Raw genomic sequence first — 18,922 nt, 5'->3', positions numbered from 1 at the left:
CCGGGTTGCTGTTTAAAGACTACTCGCCTCACTTAAAATGTCTATGATGGCTCTAATTTACTTCAATTAAGGGTTTTATCAAAATAAAAAAGAAGGCGTCCTTTACTTTTTGGACACCTTCTTTTTTGTCTTGTCTTTTATTTAAACAAATCTTATCGTTTGCTTATCTTAACATTGCTTCGCACTCTGTTTGTAGCGAAGTTAGAATGCGTTGCATGATCTGATCAATTTCTTGGTCGTGAAGCGTCTTTTCCTCGTGACGCAAGGTAAAACGCATAGCGTATGACTTCTTGCCTTCGGGTAAATTTTTACCTTCGTACACATCAAAAAGGGTAATATTGCGCAATTCTTTGATGTTAAGTTTTAAAACTGCCTGTTCTAAGGCTTGATATGTGGTTGTTCGATCGATTACAAGAGCCAAATCTCGAACCACCTCTGGAAACTTAGGCAAAGGCGTGAAAGTTGTTTTTACTTGTCCAGCAGCTCTGAGCAGAGCATTCCAGTTGATTTCCGCGTAATAAACAGGTTGCCCTATGTCAAATTTTTTCAAAATCAAACCGGAAATAGACAGAAGTGTAAGAAGATGTTCACCATCATGTTGTATTGTTATCCCCTCACCTTTGTTAGATTGAGAGTAGCTTTTATTTACGTTATAAAGTTTAAAGTGTTGTAAAATGGCCTCTACATCGTTGAGCAAATGATAAAACGTAGAATTTTTCTCTGCCTCAAGCCAAGTATCCGTCCAATAAGAGCCAGTAAGAACTAAAGCTAAAAATTCCTCTTCGGCATAGTGTCCATTCAGCCTTTTGTAGGTTTTGCCAAATTCAAAAAGTCTCAGATTGGGTACTTGACGATAAATATTGAAGCGAATGTTTTCGAGCAATCCATACAACATAGTGCCGCGCAGTACAGCTAATTCATTGCTCAGCGGATTTATGAGTTCTACAAGCTGTGTTTTGTTTTCTTCATTGTAAGACTCGGCTGAGGTCAAGGAATTGTTCATCGTTTCATTGTACCCCCTAGCCACCAATAGTTTTGAAATATCAGCCTTTTTAGAGACTTTTATGTGGTCATGGCCAGGCTGATGCCATGCAAACTTGATTTTACGCGGAGGCTCCACAGCATCGAGTCCGTAAATGCGCAAGATTTCTTCCACTACATCGGCCTCGCGCTGTACATCTACGCGGTATGCAGGTACTTCAAGTCGTAGGGTGTCCTCAATTTCTGCTAAGATTTTGATTTCCAATGAAGCAAGAATAGATTTGATGTCACCGTTGCTAATGTCTTTCTTGCCAATGAACTTTCGAATGCGCTGCAAGTTGGCATCTACCATGTGCGGAGCAATAGGAGATGGGTATTCGTCGTGAATATTCATTGAAATCTCACCCCCTGCCACTTCGCGAATGAGATTAGCCGCGCGTTTTAGGGCATAGATGGTCATCTCGGGATCCACTCCTCTCTCATAGCGGTAAGAGGCATCGGTCTGCAAACCGTGTCTGCGCGCCGAACGACGGATGTGAACAGTATCGAACACCGCTGATTCCAGAAATACATTCGTCGTTTGATCATTAACACCAGAATACAGACCTCCATAAATTCCGGCTAAAACCAGCGGTTTTTCGGCATCGCAAATCATGAGATCTTCGGCTGATAGGGTTCTCTCTACACCGTCGAGGGTAACGAACTTTTCTCCTTCCTCGGCCTTTCGCACAACGATTTTACGCCCGGCAATTCGATCGGCGTCGAAGGCATGTAGCGGATGCCCACACTCGTGCAAAACGAAATTAGTAACATCCACCACGTTGTTTATGGGATTTAATCCTATGGATGTTAATCTTTTTTGTAGCCATTCGGGCGACGGTCCGACTTTTACACCCATAATGCTTACGCCTGCATAGCGCTTACAGGCTTTACGGTCTGCGATTTCAATGTCGATGGTCAACTGTGTATTGCTTACTTTAAAGCCCGAAACAGAAGGCAGGCTTAATTCCACTTTTTTCTTTCTGTGGGCAAGAGCTGCATATAAATCGCGCGCTACCCCGTAGTGGCTCATCGCATCAGCTCGATTAGGGGTGAGGCCTATTTCGAGAATGTAATCAGCATCTGATTGGATGTAGCTGGCCAATGAAGCGCCCAGTTCAAATGCATTGTCGAGAACCATAATTCCCGAGTGATCAGCGCTGATGCCTAATTCATCCTCAGCACAAATCATTCCTTCACTTACTTCACCGCGTATTTTTCCTTTTTTTATCTTTATCACCTCACCACCGTAGGGGCGCAGCGTAGCACCATGTAATGCTACAGGTACTTTTTGACCTGCGGCCACATTCGGAGCTCCACAAACGATCTGCAGCAGTTGTCCATCGCCAGTATCTACCTGACATAGAGTGAGTTTATCAGCATTAGGATGCTTCTGAGCAGAAACAACAAATCCGACCACCACCCTTTCGTCGATCTCCGGCCCTCCTCCCAACGGAGTAACCGCCTCACACTCTAAGCCTATTTCTGTAAGTATTTCACCAACTTCATTTGCACTTAAACCCTTTAAATCAATGTATTCTTTAAGCCAATTATAGGAAATTTTCATTTGTCAGGTTTCTAAAAGTTGGGCAAAAATACTGGTTCTTTACGCGTGTTTATGCTAAACCATTCTTTTAAAAATCCCAAAAACACAAGTAGAAATTGAAAAATAGGAACTTAGGAGATACAGTGTTTATTTAATCTCCCACCACTTGCTCAATCCACTCGATCATTTCACGCTCATAATCGGCGAAAAGGCTTGTGCCAGGACCATAAAAGCCGGTGTAGGTTTTTAAGATATTTCCCTGAGCATCAAGTGCAATCAGGGTGGGATATGCCAATACCTTTTGAATTTGCGGAAAAACGCGGGCAGCGGCTTGTTGACGAACACTACCTCCGTAAAGGATGGGAAACTCGAGTTTTAGCTGCGTCGCCATGCGTTTTAAAATTGGTAGTGCAACTGATTCTTTATCAGTGTATTCAAAATAGACTCCGATTATTTTTACTCCTCTATCATTGTATTTCTGGTACAATTGATTTAAAAAGCGAGCTTCATCCATGCAGTTTGGGCACCACGAACCACCTATGGTGATGAAAGTAAGCTTTGCTCCAGGATCGTTTGCGTTGAATTCCACTATTTTGCCCTCTGTGTCAGGTAATGAAAAGCGAATTTTTCCGGCGTCGTTCTTAACTTGAGTCAGAGCCTTTGGATCAGGCAGTCTTGCAGCATTACTTTTTACTCCTTTAAATTGGCGGGGATTTGCTTTGGTGTAAAATTGATAACCAAAAATGCTATCGCCTTGTAAGCGGGCGACAAATACATAGGCAAATTTTCCGTCAAAAGTGCTCATTATCAATGAATCTGAGGAAACACTACCTTGTAAAAAACGGTAATCGCCCGCTGTAGTAAGTATTGAACCTCGAATTTCACTTTTTGTATAAGGAAAATACTCCAAAACCGCTACACGTTCGTTAGAAGTACCTGGTTCGAAGGTGATTTGAAATCTGTTTTCAACTGCTTGCATATTTGATAAATTGTAGCGAGGTGTTTCCTTTGAAGCGGGTTTAAATACTACAGGAATTGTATCGCCCTTATCGTCATCGATAAAAGTACCAACCCAATGCTTCAATAGTCGGCGCAGTCGGATATGAGTGTTAAAGACAGGAAAATCAAATCTCCATGTTTGAGTACCGGGTATCGGTTTTCCTACCAATTTTATGGTGTCTTGGGAATTAATAATGTTTAATTCGACTGAATTCTTAAAAGGTTTGATGATGGCATTAAAGCGAAGAGGTGTCTCACCATTCATTTCCAATTCTCCGATGTATATCAATTGAGCGGACGCAGAAAAAGATAATGCCGTAAAGAGTAGAGAAAAGAGTTTATTCATCCTTTATTTCAATTAAATACACCTTTTCGAGCTGGCTTTCACGCGTGGCAGGATTCAAAAAAGCAGCATTGAGCAAGGTGATGTGAAAAGCTGGTCTTTCATAGAGAATTTGAAACTTGAGTTTTTTCGCTTCAATGGATTTGAGCTGGTCACTCGAGCAAATCCAAAATTTGCTTTTATCTGGATCTATATCAGCGTTTTTGCAAAAAATATGTTGGCTGTAAAACTCTAATGCGTGAATAGAGCGCACAAATGAAATACAAACCTCTGACGGCGAAATATGGGACTGATGAATTTTTTTAGCCAAATAGTAACCTGGTTGATATTCCATGAGTTCGGGATAAAAACGGAAGTTTAAAACTCCGTTAAACATCACTCCTGTAAAAGCACCTGCAGCCAGTATCGCGCGGGTATAAGGCAATTTGAGCAATGAGATGATAATAGCCACAACACCCGTTAACCAAATAATTACTGATGTATATTCTTTTTCTGGAAAAACCACTGCCATAAGCAATACAGCCACTACTACACTAACCAGGGCAAAAACATACTGTTGAACAACAGCCATTGTTTTCACCCATCCTTTAAGTTTCGGCAAGCGCATTACTACGAAGTAAGCCGTAAAGAGGGCAGCATATGGAAAGGCGATAAACAAGTAATGCGGCAGCTTAAATCGAGAAGCTGAAAAAGCAAAAAAGGCTGCCAAGAAAGTAACCGGTGAAACCCATTCTTTGTAGCGATTGTCAGAGGCGAGGTTGTTCTTAAGTCGTGAATACAGCGCCAGAAAAGCTAGAAGGCTCCAAGGCGCAAATGACCACAAAAAGTTGTGAACGAAATAAAACGGAGAGCTTTCGTCTTTCCAATCGCTCTCTCCGGTGATTCGTCCGAAACTTTGTGTCCAGAAGAAAAATTTTATTCCCGACAAACCTTTGTACCTCTGAGGACCTGAACTGGTGATTAATTCCACTTCCTTTTCGGGCAGGGCATCGTACTGAGTATATAAACCATAGAGCATTGGCAAAAGCAAGAGAAGCGTCCAAGCCAATCCAACCAGCCAACGCCAGTGGAAGACTTTTTTCCACTTACCTAAACTTAAAAGATACGTACCCACTGCTATGGCTGGTATTACCAATCCAATGGGCCCTTTACTCATCATAGCTATGGCAATTCCCGTAAAACCACCTATAAAAGGCCATAACTTCTTGCCTTTTAAATAATACAAAAGCTGCCAAGCTGCAAAGGTTGCTGACCCAGTCAGAATTGTATCCGTTCGCACATCGTGATTAAAAAGAAACCAGGCCTGACTGGTAGCCAGAATCAAAGCAGACACTTTTCCCACCCATACGTTGTATAGCAGCCTTCCCAATCTGTATGTGGAATAAACGCCTAAAATGCTGAACAGAAAAGAGAAAAATCGAAATCCGAATTCATTGACACCAAAAATTCTGTATCCAAGCGCCGATGTCCAAAACAAAAAAGGCGGTTTATCGAGATAGTCACGTCCTTGATGGTACACTTGAAGGTAATTTCCCGTTTCATACATTTCTCTGCTTATGGAGGCGTACTGAGCGCTATCTACATCCATAATGCCGAGAAAAAGGCCTCGCAAATACACGAGGCTTACCGTGATGTAAAAGAAGAGCCAAAGGGTATTTTCAAACTTCCAACGCGTCATCCTGTCAGGATTTTACAGTCCGAGGGAAGTCATGTAGCTGTTGATCTTTTTTTCAACTGTAAGCGCTGCCTGAGGAATGTCGTCATAGGAGTGCACAGGGATTTTAACACTGAAATAAAACTTGATCTTCGGCTCTGTGCCACTGGGTCGTGCTGTAATCCGTGCTCCAGATTGAGTATAGAATTGTAAAACATTCGAAGTCGGAAGTTCAATCGCAGTAACATCACCTGTCAGCGTATTGGTGTCTTTAAGCGATTTGTAATCCAACATCCGAACAACTTGCTCTCCACCCAATTCCTTCGGAGGCTGACGGCGAAGATTTTCCATCATGCGGTCGATTTCTTCTAAGCCTTCTTTACCCTTTTTAGTGATGGAAATGAGTTTTTCACCGTAATAACCAAATTTCAGCCAGATGTCTGTAAGCAGTTTGTAAAACGACGATCCCTGGCTTTTTGCCCAGGCAGCAGCTTCGGCAATCATTACAGCCGAACCGATTGCATCCTTATCTCGCACAAAGTCACCTACCAGATAGCCATAGCTTTCTTCGCAACCGGTGATAAATTCTTTCACGCCTTCGAATCGACGGATGAAATCAGCAATCCATTTGAAGCCGGTAAGGCATTCCATACATTCCACGTTGTAGGCACGGGCTATTTCGTTGATCAAGTCGGTTGTTACGATAGATTTAGCAATAAAACTGTTAGTTCGCAAGCGCCCTGCCTGTTTGTATTGGTCAAGTATATACCAAATCAATACAGCACCAGTCTGATTGCCGTTCAGCAAAATCCATTGATTTTCTAAGTTTTTCACCCCAATACCCACTCGATCGGCATCGGGATCAGTACCAATGATTAAGTCAGCATCTTCGTCCTGAGCCATTTGTAAGGCCATGCTCAGGGCTTCTGCTTCCTCAGGATTAGGCGATTTAACAGTTGGAAAATTGCCATCCGGTGTTTTTTGCTTTTCGACGATTTGAATATTTGTGAATCCCGAAGCTCGAAGTGCAGCTGGCAGAAGCTCTACCGAAGTGCCATGCAGAGGTGTGAACACAATTTTCAAGCGATCTTTTCCTGCCTGATTGAGCGACAGGCCTTTAATGCGGGCAACGTATTTTTCATCGATTTCTTTGCCGACGAGCTTAATGAGCTCAGGTTTCTTGTCAAAGCGGATGTCTTCAAATCGCACTGCGCGCACTTCCTGAATCACAGCCTTGTCGTGAGGGGGAACGAGCTGCCCTCCATCGCTCCAATAGACTTTGTAACCGTTGTATTCCGGTGGATTGTGCGAAGCGGTAAGCACAATTCCCGACAAGCATCCCAGCTCGCGTATGGTAAAACTCAGCCAAGGGGTTGGGCGAAAACTTTCTGATAGAAAAACATGTATTCCATTAGCACTTAGGACTTCCGCTGTTAACTCCGAAAGCTGTCGGCTGCCATTTCGAGTATCGTGAGCTATAGCTACTGAAATGGATTGATAGGGAAATTGCTTTTTTAAATAGTTCGCCAATCCCTGAGTAGCCTGGCCTATGGTGTATTTGTTGATGCGATTGGTTCCACAACCCATGATGCCCCTCAAGCCACCGGTACCAAAGTCGAGATCTGTGTAAAAGGCATCGATTAATTCTTTCCCTCCAGCATCTATGAGCTGTTGGGCCTCTTTGCGTGTTTGTTCGTCAAAAGGGAGTTGCGTCCATACTTTTGCGCTTTCGATGATGTGTGTTTCCATGGTCAAAAAGAATTTTATTCGATAACTGATAAAGTTGCATTGCCCGATATACTGGATTTGATGGCCGGACTCCCCAGATACTTTAGCGATGAGGCACCTGAAAGGGTTACGTTTAAACGATCGATAGCAAAAACTTCCGCTTTTGAAGCTCCATTTACAGTCGTTTTTACATTACGAGCGGGTAAGGTTTTAGCGTCTGTATAAGATGCTCCCGTGGTATTGAGAATTAAATTTTCGACTGCACCTGCTATTTTCAATTGAGCAGCGCCACTTTGATTGATAAATGCCTCGTTTGCACGCAAACTCAGGTCGGCATAAGAAGCTCCCGCCATATCTATCTGAAACTTATCGACCGCTATGCGTCGATTGCTAATCACTTTAACAGCTCCGGCCAGTTCCATATGAGTAATTGGCGCATTCGTAGTAACCTCAATCACAGGTGGTTCACCTCCCTTCCAATCGCGTTTTGTCTCAATGATCAATTTTTTTCTTTTTACAGAATAAGAGATGTATTCTAAAAATGCACTGTCACCTTTCAGAAGTATAGCTGTGTTTTCACCGGGCTTTAGCTTAAATGTAAAATTACCGGCAAGGGTGATTTGAGAAAAGTCTTCGAGTGCTGCTGACTTTTCTATTTGAATTCCAGAAGCATCCACTGTACGCATGGAGCACGATGTCAAAAAGGTCAAAGCAAATGCGATAGTCGCAACAAGGTAAATTCTCATGAAATTCAAATTTCAGGGCTAAAATATTTAAGCATTTTAATTATTCGACACAAGAATAAATGAAATATACACATCGCTTTCAGCTTGTTCAAAAGTTAAATATGCCAATAAAAAAACCCGGCCAAACCGGGTTTTAACTTATTAAAGAAAAATCTTAATTACGACAATGTAGCCTTAAGATATTCTCTGTTCATTCTGGCGATGTTTTCGAGGCTGATGCCTTTAGGGCACTCCACTTCGCAAGCACCAGTATTGGTACAATTGCCAAAGCCTTCGAGGTCCATTTGGTGTACCATTTTTAGCACACGTTCTTTAGCTTCTACTCTACCCTGTGGCAAGAGAGCAAACTGACTCACCTTGGCTGCCACAAAGAGCATGGCTGAGGAGTTTTTACATGTAGCCACACAAGCACCACAACCGATACATGTAGCAGCGTCAAAGGCTTTATCAGCATCTTCTTTTGGAATGGGAATCGCATTGGCATCAATGGTATTACCACTTGTGTTTACGCTGATGTAGCCACCTGCTTGAATGATGCGGTCGAAGGCTGAGCGATCTGTTACCAAATCTTTGATCACCGGAAAGGCTTTAGCTCTCCACGGCTCGATAGTAATAGTATCTCCATCTTTGAAAGAACGCATGTGCAGCTGACACGTTGTAATACCACGACCTGGACCATGTGCCTCACCATTTATGTAGAGCGAACACATTCCGCAAATGCCTTCTCTGCAATCGTGATCAAATGCTACCGGGTCTTCGCCTTTAGCAATGAGATCTTCGTTCAATACATCCAGCATTTCAAGAAACGACATGTCGGGGTTTACATTCGAAACCTTATAAGTTTCCATGCGCCCCTTGTCGTTAGGACCAGCTTGTCTCCATATTTTCAATGTCAAGTTCATACGATCCGGATTTTTTATTTGTAACTGCGAGTCTTTAATTCAACATTTTCGAATACAAGTTGTTCTTTGTGCAAAACAGCTTCAGATGGTTTACCGGTGTACTCCCATGCTGCTACATAGGCGTATTCCGCATCGTTTCTCAGGGCTTCGCCATCTTCGGTCTGATATTCTTCTCTGAAGTGGCCACCACAACTTTCATTTCTATGCAGAGCGTCGAGACACATAAGCTCTCCAAGCTCGAGGAAGTCAGCCACTCTTCCAGCTTTGTCGAGCTCCGGATTGTACATATCGGCTCTGCCTGGTACCTTCACATCTTTCCAGAACTCCTCGCGAAGAGCTTGAATTTCACGAATAGCCTCTTGAAGTCCCTGCGCATTGCGGCTCATACCGCACTTATCCCACATGATTTTGCCCAACTCGCGGTGGAAGGTATCGACGGATGTCTTACCGTTATTGCCAAGGAAGTGCGAGATTCGCTCGCGAGCGGCTTTTTCAGCAGTTTCGAACTCTGGGGCATTTGTATCCACCTTTCCACTTCTAATCTCACCAGAGAGGTAGTTTCCAATTGTATAAGGTATGATGAAATATCCATCGGCAAGGCCTTGCATTAGTGCAGAAGCTCCCAATCTGTTAGCTCCATGGTCTGAGAAGTTTGCTTCACCTAACGCAAAGAGACCAGGAATGGTAGTCATCAGCTCGTAATCTACCCAGATGCCTCCCATAGTGTAGTGCACAGCAGGGTAAATCATCATTGGACTCTTGTATGGATTGATGTCGGTAATCTTTTCATACATCTGGAAAAGATTGCCGTATTTGGCTTCGATGATTTTTTCACCTAACTGACGAATTTTTTCCGGAGATGGATTTTTAATACCTTGTAGATTGGCCTCGATCTGCCCATAGCGCATTATAGCGCTTTCAAAGTCAAGATACACTGCCTTACCCGTAGGATTGACACCATAGCCTTCATCGCAACGCTCCTTGGCTGCACGACTCGCCACATCGCGTGGTACCAGGTTACCAAAGGCAGGGTATCTTCTCTCAAGGTAGTAGTCTCTTTTTTCCTCAGGAATGTCAGTGGGTTTTAATTTGCCTTGTCTAAGAAGTTCAGCATCTTTTCGGTCTTTTGGCACCCAAATACGACCGTCATTTCGCAGAGATTCGGACATGAGCGTAAGCTTGCTCTGGTACTCGCCAGATTGCGGAATGCAAGTGGGGTGAATTTGCGTAAAGCACGGATTGGCAAAGAGTGCTCCCTTTTTATGCGCTTTCCATGCCGCTGATCCATTGCTGCCCATCGCATTTGTAGAGAGGTAATACACATTGCCATAACCACCTGTAGCCAAAATCACAGCGTGAGCTCCGTGGCGCTCGATTTCACCAGTTACCAGATTACGTGCGATTATACCTCTGGCTTTACCATCGATCACCACTACATCGAGCATCTCATGGCGAGCGTACATCTTCACGGTACCTTTGGCAATCTGGCGGCTCAAAGCTGAATAAGCTCCTAATAAAAGTTGCTGACCAGTCTGACCCTTGGCATAAAAAGTTCGGCTAACTTGAGTTCCCCCGAATGAACGGTTGTCGAGCAATCCGCCGTAATCGCGTGCAAAAGGTACACCCTGAGCCACGCACTGGTCTATGATGTTAGCTGAAACTTCAGCCAATCGATACACATTGGCCTCGCGTGAACGGTAGTCGCCACCTTTTATGGTATCGTAAAAAAGCCTGTAAACGCTGTCACCGTCGTTTTGGTAATTTTTCGCAGCATTTATACCACCTTGTGCAGCTATGGAGTGGGCTCTTCGAGGCGAATCTTGAAAGCAGAAGGCTTTTACATTATAACCGAGCTCAGCCAGTGATGCAGCAGCCGATGCGCCAGCTAAACCGGTACCAACAACGATAATGTCTAACTTGCGCTTATTAGCAGGGCTTACAAGGTTTACCGAACCCTTGTAGCGAGTCCATTTTTCTTCTAATGGACCTCCTGGAATTTTTGAATCCAACTTCATGTGTTCAATATTTATTGTAAATAAATGAAAATAGGAATAATTGCAAAAAGGATCGAAACAAAGACGCTGAAAAGCACACCTACATTTTTAATTATTGGATTGTATTTTTTGTGGTAAAGACCCAATGTTTGGAATGCTGAAGCGAAACCATGCAGCAAGTGAAATCCTAAAGCAATCATACTTACCACGTAGAGAGATACATAAACGATTCCCATGCTCGGATCTTTAAAAAACGTTACTACCACTTCATATAAATCTTTATTTCCATTTGCATCTAAAGGAATATCGCCAAAGTGCATTTTGTACCAAAAGTTGGCCATGTGCGTTACTATAAATGCCAAAATGATGGTTCCTAGCAATGCCATATTTCTGGATTGCCAGGTGCTATTAGCTTCAGGTTTGTTGTAATAATATTTAACAGGACGGGCTGCTCTGTTTTGAATCGTAAGCAATATACCGTCAAACGAGTGAAATAAAATGCTGAAATACAACAAATAAGAAATTGCTTTAATAACAGGGAAGGTGGTCATAAACTTTGCATAAGCATTGAAATCTAACCTAGCCTCCTCCCCGCGCAATAGCACCAGGTTGCCACCTAAATGCACCACGAGAAACGTACACAGAAAGAGACCCGTAAGGGCCATCCAGTACTTTTTAACAATTGAAGAACCTAACAAAGCGCTTTTCACTTCCATACCATTTAATTCTTAATTTGGCAAAAATAGATAACAGGTGTATGCACCATATCTTAATTAAAAAAAAATTAAGGTACTTGACCACAAATAGTAAACACATTGACTTCCATCACAGTTTACATCTTTTGGTCATGAATTAATTTTAGTAAATTATTTATTAAAATATGTAATTTACAAAAAAAATTGTGTTTTGTTACCCAATGTAAGTATCTCATTTGTGGCGATATGTATACATTTGATTTAAAATTAAAACCAATGAAGTCACTTATTTTATCAGGTTTGCTTTTAATTGTAATGTATTCCTGCACCACAACTCCCACTGCAGATGAAAACGTAGCAAATACAGCTGAAGAAGAATCGGAGGTGAGATTATCCAAGGAGCAAATTGATTCGCTCATTGAATTTATAGATTCTAAAAGAGCACTTGCAGAAGATAAAAAAGACAACCGAATCGAACTTTTGACCGAAAATCTAAGAGAAAAAATCAAGCAAAAATGGCAAAAAATTCATTACTATTTAGATGGTAATTCTGTAATCCGTATCAAAACTTATCCTTATGAAAATATTTCAAAACGCACTGAAGAATTTTATTTTTATGATGGAAAACTGATTTTAGCAATAATCAGAGATTCAGGAGTAGAAGATTCAGAAGATCGCAATAAAGGAATTGATAAAATGTACTATTTTAATAATGATGCAGTCTTAAAAGAGGTTAATTTATCAGACGAGAAAGAATTTACCATTCGAGAAAGTGATGGTGAGGAACTTCTTTCAGAGGCTGCAGAATACTTAACTTTATTACCTAAATAAAATAAATAGAATTTTATCAAAAATAAAAATTTCATTTTTTCATTTTTTTAAGGAAATTAAATGAGCGTTAGTAAAACGTACTTGTTACAAAAAATTTTATATATATGAAAATAAATGTATGAAAAAAATTTGATTTATTTATTTTTTCGTACATTTGACATGTGTAAGCCTGACTAAAACAAACCATAATGACAAAGGTAATTATTTGTGATGACCATATCATGTTCCGAAAGGGCATGATATTATACCTCAATCGCGATAAAGAAGTAGAGGTTGTCGGAGAAGCATCAAATGGAGAGGAATTACTAAACATGCTTCCTAACATTGATGCAGATATGATATTTCTCGACATCGAAATGCCGGTTAAAAATGGAATGGCTGCTCTGAGAGATATCAAGAAAATAAAACCTAACATTAAAGTTCTGATGGTGACTATGTATCCTGAGGAACTTTACGGACTGGCCGCCAGAAAACTGGGTGCCGATGGATATATAACAAAAAGTACTGAACCCAGAATGATCCTTAAAGCTGTTAGAAAAATAATGGCTGGCCAAGAGTATTTCGACCGCGACATCCTGGCCCGAGCAAGAGCCAAAGCTCCCGGACGACCTGTAGTAAAACTCTCAAAAAGAGAGAGTGAAGTGCTAAGCCTATTAGCTGCAGGAAAATCCAATAAAGAAGTCGCTGACGAACTCAATATTTCAGATAAAACCGTAAGTACCTATAAACTTCGTTTGCTTAAAAAATTAAAGGCAAAAAGCCTTGTTGATTTGGTTAATTTCGCTAAATATTATGTTCAAGGCGAGGATTTGCCTGAAGGTAAGGTATTGCTGTAAAATTTCGATAAAATTTCAGCAAAAAGTCGCCATAAAGGCGACTTTTTTATTTTATTAATCTCCATTCAAAAGTTTCAATGAAATTAATTATTTTTACTGAAAAAATATTTTCCATTATTTAAAATACCATGAAAAAAATTCTACTTATAAGCACTTTACTTTGGCTTGCTTTAATGGCTTGTCGGAAGGATAAAAACTCTGCAAATAATAATAATCTCAATCCTTGCAATCAGTACACACCCATCGTTTTTATCCACGGTTTTTTAGCATCGGGTGACACTTGGGCCGGTCAGGTGATGAGATTTACTTCAAATGGATATTGTGCCGATCGACTCTATGCCTTCGATTGGAACACCCTATCTCAGGGAGCAGATAATGCATCTCTACTCGATCGCTTTATTGATTCAGTATTGCAGATTACCAAAGCCTCAAAAGTCAACCTTGTAGGGCATTCTGCTGGCGGTGGACTGGGATACACGTATTTGTCTAACAATCAGCGCGCTGCTAAAGTGGCGCAGTATGTACACATCGGCAGCAATGTGCAGAGCGGTCCAGCAGGAAATGGTTCCGTACCAACGCTCAATATATGGTCGCCACAAGACCTCATAGTACAAGGCGGAAATATCAACGGAGCTACCAATGTGCGTCTCGATGGAAAGGACCATTACGAAGTAGCTACCTGTAAAGAAGCATTTGAAGCCATGTATGAATTTTTTACTTCTGGCAAAAAGCCAAAAAATCTCGATATTCTTCCTGAAAATACCTTGAGTATCAGTGGAAAAGTACTTACGCTCGGCGAAAATCAGCCAAGAGCCGGAGCTGATGTTAAAATATATGAAATAGATGCCACCACCGGATTTCGGAAGACAACGACTCCTCTACATACGCTTACTTCTGATGCGCGGGGTCAATGGGGTCCAGTTGAATTAAATAAACAAACGTATTATGAGTTTGAAGTAAATACCAGGATCTCAGGAGATCGGGTGGTGTACTACTATCGGGAACCTTTTAAAAGAAGCAACCCCTTGGTCTATCTTCGCACTTTGCCACCGGCCAATTCTTTCGTAGGTCTTTTATTCAGTGGGCTGCCAAATAGTGCCGATCAGTCACTTTTAACCATATTTGCTGCCAGTCAAGGTGTTTCGGCAGGTAGAGATTCACTTCTTGTCAATAATTTACATGTATCTACATCTTCTCTGGCTCCTCCAGGTAAAAATGCCATCGCCTTTTTCCTTTATGACGGTAACAACAATGGACAGTCAGAATTGACACCGGTAGGATTGTTTTCACAATTTCCTTTTTTGGTGGGTGCTGATGTGTATTTTCCTACTTCACCTCGAGGAACCATCAGCTGTAAACTCAACGGCAGAACACTCAATGTTGAAAACAAACCTTCGGCCAGTGGTATTACAATAGCTGTGTTTGATTGATTGGTTTTAGACTCATACATACTATTCTTTTTAAAAAATTTTCTTCATTCGGCGGGCAATTATTCCAATGGATCTTTCCGGCATCAGTCGATATAAAACATCAAGCATTTTAGCTTCTCTGCCGAGTAGTAGTCTGAATTGATTTTTCTCAATGGCATTACATATTTTCAAAGCAGCTTCTTCGGCGGTTAGTGTTTTTTGATTTTTAGCTGGTTGTGGTGTAGACATGCTCACGCCGGAGTTTTGCACGATGTTGGTTTTCACTGCTCCGGGTATTACCAGTGTCACCTTGATTGATGAATTCAACAGCTCGGCGTACATGCCTTCGGTCAGAAGTTTTACTGCGGATTTCGTTGCTCCATACCACGTTTGTCCCGGAAAGGGAAATACCCCCCCCATACTGCTCACATTTACAAGGTGAGCCTCGGGTCGAGCTTTTATGTGTGGATAAAAGATGCGAGTCAAATGCACAACACTTATTAAATTGACCTGTAGAATTTTTAAAATTTTCTCATCTGGTAATTCAACAAAGTCCACGAACGGCTGAATGATACCAGCATTGTTTACCAGCCCGTCAATTTGACCGTGTTTTTGAATGATTTCACTGGGAAGTTCTCGAATGCGATCGATGTCTGACACATCAGCTTTGTGAATACTGATACTTGAGGGAACATTTAACGTTTTCTCTGCTTGCCGCAAGGCTTCGTCCGCAATATCGATCAAGGCCACTTTTCCACCACGAGATAAAATTTCGCGGCTCAATGCTAAACCGATGCCACTGGCGGCACCGGTTACAGCCCAGACTTTACCGGAGATTTTCATAATGTATTTGTTAGGTGTTTTACAGCAATGTATCCGAAGGTACAGGCCGGACCTAATGTAGAACCTGGACCGGGGTAGGTGCGACCCATCACTGAAGCTGTGGTATTTCCTGTCGCATAGAGATTTTTTATTGCTGTTCCATCTTTTCTGAGCACCCTTGCAAATTCATCTGTTAGCAAGCCTCCCTTAGTACCTAAATCGCCTGGGTAGAATCGGATGGCATAAAAGGGGGGGGTTGTGATGGGTGCCAAATTGCTGTTTGGTCGGATAAAGTCGTCGGAATAATATCTGTCATATATATCCTGACCACGACCGAAGTCTTCATCCTTGCCATGCAGAGCAAAACTGTTAAATCTCACCAAGGTAGCTTTCAAATTATCATACGGTATATTGCATTGTCTAGCCAAAGATTCCAGCGAATCGGCTTTAATGATTTCGCCATTTCTAATAAATTTCTTCGGAGTAAGACCTGGCGGCATCATGCCAAAAAGATATCTCTTTCGGTATAACCCATCCATAATGAGCCAGCAGGGAATGGCTTTACCAGTATTGCGGTGGTGTTCTAAAATCCTATGTCCAAGATCGACATAAGATGTAGACTCATTGGCAAAGCGAAATCCATCCTGATCTACCAGGATACAACCGGGCATCGAACGCTCAGTTACGGAAAAGTTGATTTTGCCATCGAGAATAAAACTTGCACCCCACCATGCGTCGTCCATCAGATCGGTAGCAGCCCCTATCGACTCAGCTGCGGTAATGGCATCACCTGTATTTCCGGGAGTAGCTGATGACCACTCTTGATCCAGACCGTGGTATTTTTTGCGCATTTCTTTATTGTGCGGAAAACCTCCTGCAGCCAAGATGATTGCTTTTTCTGCCTTGATTTTTGTGGCCTTACCGTCGCGTTCAACTACTACACCCACTACAGAATCTCCATCGCTGATGATTTCCTTAAGAGGTGAATTGAGCCATACTTCTGTAGGCTGTTTTTTCTGAATGAGGTACATCAGTTGTCCACATAAAGACCGACCAAGGGTAAGCGGCTGTTTTCCGGTAAGTTTCCACTGCAAAGTTTGACCCAAGATACGCATCATGGTACTAAATCCTTTCCAGCTACGAGTCACCATCGGCAGCAGGTATGCATCGCCGGATTTGAGAGCAATGTCAGGCATACCGGGCGCTTTGTTCAGACTCTTCGCCAGAGGGCCAAGCTTTTTACCGTCAAATACAGCTCCTTCGATTACACGACCTGTTTTGGCACCTTTCACATTTGGATAATAATCCGGATACAAGTGTGCCCGTACCCATTTAAATCCAAGTGAAGTGAGCCAATCGACCATTTCCGGGCCGAACTTGAGAAAGATTTTGCGCTTTTCCTCTGTACTAGCAGGGCCTACTTCCCCTATTACGGCATTCATGTACTCCAGAGCCTCTTCGGGTGAGTCAAGTGCCCCGGCTTTTTTCATCAGAAAATTAGCGGGTATCCAGAGTCCACCGCCAGAATAAGCGGAGGATCCGCCCCATTAGGCAGTTTTTTCAAGAATTACAACACGTAATCCCTGATGAATTGCAGTGAGAGCAGCAGTAAGAGCTCCTGCACCGCTGCCTACTACGACTACGTCGTAGGTTTTGTCCCATTGAGTATTTTTCATGATGTTTGTTTTTTTGTTTTCCGATGTAAAAAAAAAATTGATAAATGAAACATATTGTAACATTTATCAGTTTTTAAAAAAACTTTCTCATGAAGCGATCCGATGCAGAACACAGCCGACACACCATCATTCGCATAGCCAGAAAGCTTTTTATGAAAGAAGGACCGCAGGTGACGCTAAGTGACATAATCAAACATTCTGGGCTTTCACGCATTACTTTCTACCGGCACTTTTCAAGTAAAACAGATTTGATTCATGGAATCTTCGAACGAAACCTCGATATGTTAACATGGTATGCAAAAAGACTTGAGTGTGATGAACGGGGTTTTGAAAAGCTGCTTTTGGTAACTGCCAATATGCACATGTACTTTCACGAATTATCACTCTATCTCCATGACCCTGGAAAAACATTTCTCCTTCGCTTGTTAGCTATTTTCAAACCCTTAGCCGAATGTACCTTAAAAAGCAAAAAAATCCGAAGTGATTTTAATGTCGATAAAGATCTGACCCTGCTGATCATGATGATTTCAGGTGCAATTGTCTTTTCTTCAGACAATGAGAAAGAAAAAGATCTACAAAGAGCCTATCAGATTCTATTAGAAGGCATTCGCCGATAAAAAAAATCTAAAATTATTCTATCGTCTCCAGGATCTCAATTAGGCCTTGTTCGTACCAATGCAGTGTTTCACGACCTACATATTCCAAATCAAAATTTGATTCCTGATATCCTCTTAATAGCAATTCCTTTTTCAACGGAAGAATCATCTGCACGAGATAAGGTTTTCCTTTGAAAGTGAATGTGTAATACACTTCAAAGAGAGGGAGGGATTTTCCATCGGAAAAGGTATTCATATACTTGTAATAACTTCGGCTTCCGCGGGAGAATTTTCTCTTACCCTCAGCGTTCCATGAGATGCTGTCAGTCCCGAATGCAAGCAACTGACTTTTAGCAGCCAGAAGTTCGAAAACTCTTGCTTCATGTCGCTTTTTTACATTGCCTTCATAGAGAAAAATTCTAAACAGGGGATCCGCTGTCAGATTATCGGAGCAGCGAATAAATTCATAACCTGTCAAATCGCCACTGATGGGCAATAACACAAAAAAACCTTGCATTCGAAGTGACATACCCAATGCACTGAGATTTCTTTTTACAGGTAATGGTACAAATGCAGAGCCATCAGATTTGTCAGCCAGGGTTCCATATCCTTCATCCCAATATCCGTCATTTTTTACATAGGAATGTACTGCGACGATATAATCTTTACTAATATACAAATTGTAAAAGTGATAATAATTATTGCTGCCAAAACTGCGTGCAGTACCTTTCAATATCAGCCAGCCAAATGGTGAAATGTACATTTCGGATTTAACGTCTGAGAAAGTGATATTTGAATTTCCTGAATTCCTCAAATTTTTTTCAAATTGCTGTAAGACTAGATTCGGATCTAAACAATCACCTTTATAAATTTCCATTATAATATCTACTCCGCTTTGACCACTCTGTCTATAGTAAGAATATCCTTTCACAAAAGGAAATGTAGACCCAAGTTTGGAAGAAGAAAATGTTGAATATCCGGAAGGAAATTTATGTTTAAATCCATATTCAGGAAATTCGAGATACAATATAGACTGACCATTTAAATATGAAATAAAATAAAAACAACAAAATATCAAAAAAAAGGAAATTTTGATAAGATTTTTGCGATGAATCATTGTTAAGA

14 protein-coding genes and 1 pseudogene are annotated in these 18,922 nt (G+C 41.6%); 4 read left to right on the top strand and 11 right to left on the bottom strand.

Going from position 1 to position 18,922, the window contains the following annotated elements:
- Nucleotides 1-163 precede the first annotated feature (163 nt).
- The 8 genes from pheT to EIP89_RS10185 form a co-directional block, all read right to left on the bottom strand.
- Nucleotides 164-2,587 (bottom strand): phenylalanine--tRNA ligase subunit beta, encoded by a 2,424-nt coding sequence (pheT, locus tag EIP89_RS10220; RefSeq protein WP_124398584.1) that lies wholly within the window; start codon nucleotides 2,585-2,587, stop codon nucleotides 164-166.
- A 130-nt stretch (nucleotides 2,588-2,717) separates the two neighbouring features.
- Nucleotides 2,718-3,911 (bottom strand): peroxiredoxin family protein, encoded by a 1,194-nt coding sequence (locus EIP89_RS10215; RefSeq protein WP_124398583.1) that lies wholly within the window; start codon nucleotides 3,909-3,911, stop codon nucleotides 2,718-2,720.
- Nucleotides 3,904-5,586, bottom strand: coding sequence for an ArnT family glycosyltransferase (locus tag EIP89_RS10210; protein WP_124398582.1), 1,683 nt, complete (start codon nucleotides 5,584-5,586; stop codon nucleotides 3,904-3,906). Before EIP89_RS10210 ends, EIP89_RS10215 begins: the two co-directional genes overlap by 8 nt.
- 12 nt (nucleotides 5,587-5,598) lie before the next feature.
- Entirely contained in the window at nucleotides 5,599-7,311 is a 1,713-nt protein-coding gene (locus EIP89_RS10205; RefSeq protein WP_170157627.1) for a phospho-sugar mutase, read from the bottom strand.
- Nucleotides 7,312-7,325: 14 nt separating this feature from the next.
- Nucleotides 7,326-8,036, bottom strand: a complete 711-nt coding sequence (locus EIP89_RS10200; protein WP_124398580.1) for a head GIN domain-containing protein — start codon at nucleotides 8,034-8,036, stop codon at nucleotides 7,326-7,328.
- Nucleotides 8,037-8,194: 158 nt separating this feature from the next.
- Nucleotides 8,195-8,938, bottom strand: a complete 744-nt coding sequence (locus EIP89_RS10195; protein WP_124398579.1) for a succinate dehydrogenase/fumarate reductase iron-sulfur subunit — start codon at nucleotides 8,936-8,938, stop codon at nucleotides 8,195-8,197.
- A 14-nt stretch (nucleotides 8,939-8,952) separates the two neighbouring features.
- Complete coding sequence (locus EIP89_RS10190) at nucleotides 8,953-10,953, bottom strand: fumarate reductase/succinate dehydrogenase flavoprotein subunit (RefSeq protein WP_124398578.1); 2,001 nt, start codon at nucleotides 10,951-10,953, stop codon at nucleotides 8,953-8,955.
- Nucleotides 10,954-10,964: 11 nt separating this feature from the next.
- On the bottom strand, nucleotides 10,965-11,648 hold the full coding sequence (locus EIP89_RS10185) for a succinate dehydrogenase cytochrome b subunit (protein ID WP_124398577.1): 684 nt from the start codon (nucleotides 11,646-11,648) through the stop codon (nucleotides 10,965-10,967).
- Nucleotides 11,649-11,903: 255 nt separating this feature from the next.
- On the opposite strand from EIP89_RS10185, the gene EIP89_RS10180 reads away from it, so the two are divergent.
- The 3 genes from EIP89_RS10180 (at nucleotide 11,904) to EIP89_RS10170 (ending at nucleotide 14,724) form a co-directional block, all read left to right on the top strand.
- Nucleotides 11,904-12,458 (top strand): hypothetical protein, encoded by a 555-nt coding sequence (locus tag EIP89_RS10180; RefSeq protein ID WP_124398576.1) that lies wholly within the window; start codon nucleotides 11,904-11,906, stop codon nucleotides 12,456-12,458.
- A 188-nt stretch (nucleotides 12,459-12,646) separates the two neighbouring features.
- Nucleotides 12,647-13,294, top strand: coding sequence for a response regulator transcription factor (locus EIP89_RS10175; protein WP_124398575.1), 648 nt, complete (start codon nucleotides 12,647-12,649; stop codon nucleotides 13,292-13,294).
- A 128-nt stretch (nucleotides 13,295-13,422) separates the two neighbouring features.
- Nucleotides 13,423-14,724 carry an alpha/beta fold hydrolase gene (locus tag EIP89_RS10170; RefSeq protein ID WP_124398574.1) on the top strand — a complete coding sequence of 434 codons (1,302 nt, stop codon included), beginning with the start codon at nucleotides 13,423-13,425 and terminating at the stop codon, nucleotides 14,722-14,724.
- Nucleotides 14,725-14,754: 30 nt separating this feature from the next.
- On the opposite strand, the gene EIP89_RS10165 is transcribed toward EIP89_RS10170, so the two are convergent.
- Both EIP89_RS10165 and EIP89_RS10160 read right to left on the bottom strand, forming a co-directional pair.
- On the bottom strand, nucleotides 14,755-15,546 hold the full coding sequence (locus EIP89_RS10165) for an SDR family NAD(P)-dependent oxidoreductase (protein ID WP_124398573.1): 792 nt from the start codon (nucleotides 15,544-15,546) through the stop codon (nucleotides 14,755-14,757).
- Nucleotides 15,543-17,201 (bottom strand): annotated as a pseudogene (locus tag EIP89_RS10160) (FAD-binding protein). The gene EIP89_RS10165 and the pseudogene EIP89_RS10160 overlap by 4 nt, the downstream one beginning before the upstream one ends.
- 89 nt (nucleotides 17,202-17,290) lie before the next feature.
- Between EIP89_RS10160 and EIP89_RS10155 the strand changes: the two are divergent.
- A complete protein-coding gene (locus EIP89_RS10155) occupies nucleotides 17,291-17,818 on the top strand; it encodes a TetR/AcrR family transcriptional regulator (RefSeq protein WP_124398572.1) in 528 nt (175 codons plus the stop codon).
- A gap of 13 nt (nucleotides 17,819-17,831) precedes the next feature.
- Here EIP89_RS10155 and EIP89_RS10150 read toward each other — a convergent pair whose 3' ends face one another.
- Nucleotides 17,832-18,914 (bottom strand): hypothetical protein, encoded by a 1,083-nt coding sequence (locus EIP89_RS10150; RefSeq protein ID WP_124398571.1) that lies wholly within the window; start codon nucleotides 18,912-18,914, stop codon nucleotides 17,832-17,834.
- Between the last annotated feature and the right edge of the window lie 8 nt (nucleotides 18,915-18,922).

Source organism: Thermaurantimonas aggregans, assembly GCF_003851885.1.
In the GTDB taxonomy this organism is placed as follows: Bacteria; Bacteroidota; Bacteroidia; order Flavobacteriales; family Schleiferiaceae; genus Thermaurantimonas; species Thermaurantimonas aggregans.
This window is presented reverse-complemented; position numbering and strand designations above follow the sequence as displayed.